Genomic DNA, 5,595 nt, shown 5'->3' with positions numbered 1-5,595 from the left:
AAGCATCCTGCTGTGCCCCGATGCGGCCTACATCGCGTGCGTCGCCGAGGCCATCGATCGCCTGCTGCCCGGCCTGCCGCGCCGCGACGTGATCCGTGCGTCGCTCGAAGGCCGCGGCGCGCTGATCCACACCCGCAGCATGGAAGAGGCCTGCGAGATCAGCAACCGCATCGCGCCGGAACACCTGGAGGTCAGCTCGGCCGAGCCGGCGCGCTGGGAGCCGCTGCTGCGCCATGCCGGTGCGATCTTCCTCGGCGCGTTCACCAGCGAGAGCCTGGGCGACTACTGCGCCGGGCCGAACCACGTGCTGCCGACCTCGGGCACCGCCCGCTTCTCGTCGCCGCTGGGGGTCTACGACTTCCAGAAGCGATCGAGCCTGATCGAGGTCAGCGAGGCCGGCGCGCAGGTGCTGGGGCCGATCGCCGCTGAACTCGCGTACGGCGAAGGCCTGCAGGCGCACGCCCGGGCCGCCGAACTTCGACTGAAAGGGAACAGGGCATGAGCGCCGCGCTGGAACAACGCATGAAACGGGTGATCCGCCAGGACATCCAGTCGATGCATGGCTACGCGGTGCAGCCGTCGGCCGGGCTGGTCAAGCTCGACACGATGGAGAACCCGTTCCCGCTGCCGCCCGCCTTGCGCGAGGCCTTGGGCCGGCGCCTGGCCGACGTGGCGCTGAATCGCTACCCGGCCGAGCGCGGCGACCTGTTGCGCGCGAAGCTCGCCGCGCACGCCGGCATGCCGGACGACTGCGACATCATGCTGGGCAACGGCTCCGACGAGCTGATCTCGCTGCTGGCGCTGGCCTGCGACGTGCCGGGCAACAGCGTGCTGGCGCCGCTGCCGGGCTTCGTGATGTACGCGATGTCGGCCAAGCTGCAGGGCCTGCCGTTCATCGGCGTGCCGACCACGGCCGATTTCGAGCTCGACCTGCCGGCGATGCTGGCCGCGGTGCGCGAGCACCAACCGGCGCTGGTCTACATCGCCTACCCGAACAACCCGACCGCGAACCTCTGGGACGATGCGGCGATCGACGCGATCATCGAGGCCGCACCCGGGCTGGTCGTGATCGACGAGGCCTACCAGCCGTTCGCCGCACGCGACTCGATGGCGCGCCTGAAGCGCCACGAACACGTGCTGCTGATGCGCACGATGAGCAAGTTCGGCCTGGCCGGCGTGCGCATCGGCTACCTGATCGGGCGCAAGCCGCTGATTGCCGAGGTCGACAAGCTGCGCCCGCCGTTCAACATCAGCGTGCTGAACTGCGAGGCGGCGCTGTTCGCGCTGGAGCATGTCGACGAGTACGCGCGCCAGGCAGCGATCATCCGCAGCGAGCGCGACAAGCTGCTGGCCGCGTTGCGCGATCTGCCGGGCGTGAAGCCGTTCCCGAGCGAGGCCAACATGATCCTGGCCCGGGTGGCCGATTCGGCCGCCGCGTTCGCCGGCATGAAGGCGCGCGGCGTGCTCGTGAAGAACGTCGCCGGCCTGCACCCGCTGCTGGCCAACTGCCTGCGCCTGACGGTGGGCACGCCGGACGAGAACGTGAAGATGCTGCAAGCCCTGAAGGAAAGCCTGTGATGAGCACCGTGGAACGCAAGGCGGAGGTGGTCCGCAACACCAACGAGACGCAGATCCGCGTCAGCCTGAACCTCGACGGCACCGGCGTCGCGAAATTCCACACCGGCATCGGCTTCTTCGACCACATGCTCGACCAGATCGCCCGCCACGGGCTGATCGACCTCGACATCGACGCCCAGGGCGACCTGCACATCGATGGCCACCACACGGTGGAAGACGTCGGCATCACGCTCGGCCAGGCGATGGCCAAGGCGGTGGGCGACAAGAAGGGGCTGCGGCGCTATGGCCATGCCTACGTGCCGCTCGACGAAGCGCTGTCGCGCGTGGTGATCGACTTCTCCGGCCGGCCGGGGCTGCACATGCGGGTCGACTTCAAGAGCGGCATGATCGGCGCGCTCGACACGCAGCTGGTCTACGAGTTCTTCCAGGGCTTCTCGAACCACGCCGGCGTCACGCTGCACATCGACAACCTGCACGGCGAGAACGCGCACCACCAGTGCGAGACGATCTTCAAGGCGTTCGCGCGGGCGCTGCGGATGGCGCTGGAGATCGATCCGCGCGCGGCCGGCGTGATTCCGTCGACCAAGGGGAGCCTCTAAGTGGCACGCACCGTCGCCGTCGTCGACTACGGCATGGGCAACCTGCGCTCGGTGTCGCAGGCGGTGATGCACGTGGCACGCGGGGAAGGGGTCGACGTGATCGTCACCTCGAAGCCCGACGAGGTGTACGCCGCCGAGCGCATCGTGCTGCCCGGCCAGGGCGCGATGCCCGATTGCATGCGCGAGCTGCGCGACTCCGGCCTGCAGGAGGCCGTGCTGCACGCCGCGGCCCACAAGCCGCTGATGGGCGTGTGCGTCGGCATGCAGATGCTGCTGTCGACCAGCGAGGAAGGCCCGACCGACGGGCTCGGGCTGATCCCCGGCGCGGTGCGGCGTTTCCGGCTTGCCGGGCAGCTGCAACCCGACGGCAGCCGGTTCAAGGTGCCGCAGATGGGCTGGAACCAGGTCTGGCAGCGCGCGCAGCCGCAGGTGCACCCGATCTGGGCGGGCGTGCCCGACGGCTCGTACTACTACTTCGTCCACAGCTTCTACGCGCAACCGGCCGATCCGGCCGACAGCGCAGGTGAAACCGATTACGGCGTTCGCTTTACCTGCGCGCTGGCTCGGGATAACATTTTCGCCACGCAGTTCCACCCCGAGAAAAGTGCCGAGCACGGGCTTGCCCTGTACCGCAACTTCCTGCATTGGACTCCCTGATCGCTCGTTCGCGCTTGCCAGCGTCATCCTTGCGACCTTCTCGGCTTGTTCGCTCACCTCTCCCCACCCCACTGATTCGGCCATGCTGCTGATCCCCGCCATCGACCTGAAAGACGGTCACTGTGTCCGCCTGAAGCAGGGCGACATGAACGACTCCACCATCTTCAGCGAGGATCCGGCCGCGATGGCGCGACGATGGGTCAATGCGGGTGCGCGGCGCCTGCACCTGGTCGACCTGAACGGTGCCTTCGCCGGCAAGCCGGTCAACGAGGCGGCGATCAAGGCCATCCTGGCCGAGGTCGGCGACGACATCCCGGTGCAGCTGGGTGGCGGGATCCGCGACCTCGACACCATCGAGCGCTACCTCGACGACKGGCTCAGCTTCGTGATCATCGGCACCGCCGCGGTCAAGAGCCCTGGCTTCCTGAAGGACGCCTGCAGCGCGTTCGGCGGCCACATCATCGTCGGGCTGGACGCGAAGGACGGCAAGGTCGCGACCGACGGCTGGAGCAAGCTGACCGGCCACGAGGTGATCGACCTCGCGAAGAAGTTCGAGGACTACGGCGTCGAAGGCGTGATCTACACCGACATCGGCCGCGACGGCATGCTCAACGGCATCAACATCGACGCGACGGTGAAGCTGGCGCAGGCGCTGTCGATCCCGGTGATCGCGTCGGGCGGGCTGTCCGACCTGGCCGACATCGAGCGGCTGTGCGCGATCGAGGAACAGGGCGTCGAAGGCGTGATCTGCGGCCGGGCGATCTACACCGGCAACCTCGATTTCGCGGTGGCGCAGAAGCGCGCCGACGAATTGAACGGCAACTGAGCGGCAACTGAGCCGAAACCGAGCGGACCCTGATGCTGGCCAAGCGAATCATCCCCTGCCTCGACGTCACCGGCGGGCGGGTCGTCAAGGGCGTCAACTTCGTCGAGCTGCGCGATGCCGGCGATCCGGTCGAGATCGCCGCCCGCTACAACGAGCAGGGCGCCGACGAGATCACTTTCCTCGACATCACCGCCACCAGCGACGGCCGCGGGCTGCTGCTGCACATGATCGAGGCGGTGGCCTCGCAGGTCTTCATCCCGCTGACGGTGGGCGGCGGCGTGCGCACGGTGGACGATGTCCGCACGCTGCTGAACGCCGGGGCCGACAAGGTCAGCTTCAACTCGGCCGCGGTGGCCAACCCGCAGGTGATCCGCGATGCGTCGGCCAAGTACGGTGCGCAGTGCATCGTGGTGGCGATCGACGCCAAGTCGCGCGAGGACGGCCAGCCCGGCTGGCAGGTCTACACCCATGGCGGGCGCCGCAACACCGGGATCGATGCGGTCGAATGGGCGCGCACGATGGCCGAGCAGGGTGCCGGCGAGATCCTGCTGACCAGCATGGACCGCGACGGCACGCGCATCGGCTTCAACCTGCCGCTCACGCGGGCGGTCAGCGATGCGGTCGACGTGCCGGTGATCGCCTCCGGCGGCGTCGGCACGCTCGAGCACCTGGTCGAAGGCATCCAGCAGGGCGGTGCCGATGCGGTGCTGGCCGCCAGCATCTTCCACTACGGGCAGCACACGGTCGGTGAAGCGAAGGCCTTGATGGCCGCGCGCGGGATCCCGGTTCGGCTGTGAGCACAGTGAAATCGGGCCCGCCGCGCGAAGTGCGCGTGATCGGCGGCAAATGGAAGCGCAGCAAGCTGCCGGTGGCCGACGCCCCGGGCCTGCGGCCCACGCCCGACCGGGTGCGCGAGACGCTGTTCAACTGGCTGGGCCAGTCGCTGGACGGCTGGCGCTGCCTCGATGCCTACGCCGGCAGCGGTGCGCTGGGGTTCGAGGCCGCGTCGCGCGGTGCGGCCGAGGTGACGCTGGTCGAGCGCGACAGCCGGCTGGCCCGCGGGCTGCGCGAGGTGCAGGCCCGGCTGAAGGCCGAACAGGTGCGCATCGAGGCCGCCGACGCGCTGGCCTGGATGGCGCGCAGCGCGCCGGGCCGCTTCGAGCTGGTCTTCATCGACCCGCCGTTCGATGCCGAGGTGTTCCTGCCGGCGCTGAAGGCCGCGGCGCCGCTGGTGGTCGACGGCGGTTTCGTCTACCTGGAGGCCGACCGGGCCTTCGGCGACGCGGAGCTGGCGCCGTTCGGCCTCGTGCTGCACCGCCAGGGCCGTGCCGGCGCGGTGCACTTTCATTTGCTGCGGCGCAGCTACACTGCGCCGCAAACGCCTGTGTGAGCCTGTGAGCCCGATCCGAAGGAGCCTGTCTTGACCTCTGTGACCCGCCTCACCGCCGTCTACCCCGGCACCTTCGACCCGATGACGCTCGGGCATGAAGACCTGATGCGGCGCGCGGCGCGCCTGTTCGAGCGGCTGATCGTCGCGGTGGCCGCCGGCCACCACAAGCGCACGATGTTCACGCTCGACGAGCGGCTCGAGATCGCGCAGGAGCTGGCCGCCAAGCATCCGAACATCGAGGTGATCGCGTTCCGCGGCCTGCTGCGCGACTTCGTGGTCTCGCATGGCGGCAAGGTGGTGGTGCGCGGGCTGCGCGCCGTCAGCGACTTCGAGTACGAGTTCCAGATGGCCGGCATGAACCGCCAGCTGATGCCCGACGTGGAGACGGTGTTCCTGACGCCCAGCGACCACTACCAGTTCGTTTCCGGTACTTTCGTGCGCGAGATTGCCACCTTGGGCGGTKATGTCTCGAAGTTCGTGTCACCMTCCGTCCTCAACCGACTCCAGCAGCGCGTCAAACCCGACGCCTGAGCTCTCGCGGGACC

Annotated in this window: 8 protein-coding genes; all 8 read left to right on the top strand. The window is 68.8% G+C overall.

The window, feature by feature from the left end; translation table 11 throughout:
- On the top strand, positions 1–502 hold a 502-nt coding region (locus AC1D15_RS16085; protein WP_477826750.1), incomplete at its 5' end, for a histidinol dehydrogenase.
- Positions 499–1,578: a histidinol-phosphate transaminase gene (gene hisC, locus AC1D15_RS16080; RefSeq protein WP_477826749.1), complete on the top strand. Its 1,080-nt coding sequence runs from the start codon at positions 499–501 to the stop codon at positions 1,576–1,578. The genes AC1D15_RS16085 and hisC, both read left to right, overlap by 4 nt.
- The gene (hisB, locus tag AC1D15_RS16075) at positions 1,578–2,177 is read left to right on the top strand and encodes an imidazoleglycerol-phosphate dehydratase HisB (RefSeq protein ID WP_047506441.1); all 600 of its coding nucleotides are present in this window, start codon (positions 1,578–1,580) and stop codon (positions 2,175–2,177) included. The genes hisC and hisB overlap by 1 nt, the downstream gene beginning before the upstream one ends.
- Positions 2,178–2,834 (top strand): imidazole glycerol phosphate synthase subunit HisH, encoded by a 657-nt coding sequence (gene hisH / locus AC1D15_RS16070; RefSeq protein ID WP_465114853.1) that lies wholly within the window; start codon positions 2,178–2,180, stop codon positions 2,832–2,834.
- Between the two features lie 82 nt (positions 2,835–2,916).
- Complete coding sequence (gene hisA / locus AC1D15_RS16065) at positions 2,917–3,660, top strand: 1-(5-phosphoribosyl)-5-[(5-phosphoribosylamino)methylideneamino]imidazole-4-carboxamide isomerase (protein WP_477826748.1); 744 nt, start codon at positions 2,917–2,919, stop codon at positions 3,658–3,660.
- A 32-nt stretch (positions 3,661–3,692) separates the two neighbouring features.
- Complete coding sequence (gene hisF, locus AC1D15_RS16060; RefSeq protein ID WP_047506450.1) at positions 3,693–4,457, top strand: imidazole glycerol phosphate synthase subunit HisF; 765 nt, start codon at positions 3,693–3,695, stop codon at positions 4,455–4,457.
- Complete coding sequence (gene rsmD / locus AC1D15_RS16055) at positions 4,454–5,050, top strand: 16S rRNA (guanine(966)-N(2))-methyltransferase RsmD (RefSeq protein ID WP_477826747.1); 597 nt, start codon at positions 4,454–4,456, stop codon at positions 5,048–5,050. Before hisF ends, rsmD begins: the two co-directional genes overlap by 4 nt.
- 30 nt (positions 5,051–5,080) lie before the next feature.
- Positions 5,081–5,581 (top strand): pantetheine-phosphate adenylyltransferase, encoded by a 501-nt coding sequence (gene coaD / locus AC1D15_RS16050; RefSeq protein WP_477826746.1) that lies wholly within the window; start codon positions 5,081–5,083, stop codon positions 5,579–5,581.
- The last annotated feature ends 14 nt before the right edge of the window (positions 5,582–5,595 follow it).

It is taken from the genome of Rhizobacter sp. P2_H2 (assembly GCF_056403375.1).
The sequence above is the reverse complement of the archived record's forward strand: the minus strand, read 5'-3'. Positions and strand labels throughout refer to the sequence as shown.

Excerpts from the sequence above, each read along its gene's own strand:
- hisC (WP_477826749.1), top strand. The coding sequence starts at position 499 with ATGAGCGCCGCGCTGGAACAACGCATGAAACGGGTGATCCGCCAGGAC.
- hisB (WP_047506441.1), top strand. The coding sequence starts at position 1,578 with ATGAGCACCGTGGAACGCAAGGCGGAGGTGGTCCGCAACACCAACGAG.
- hisF (WP_047506450.1), top strand. The coding sequence starts at position 3,693 with ATGCTGGCCAAGCGAATCATCCCCTGCCTCGACGTCACCGGCGGGCGG.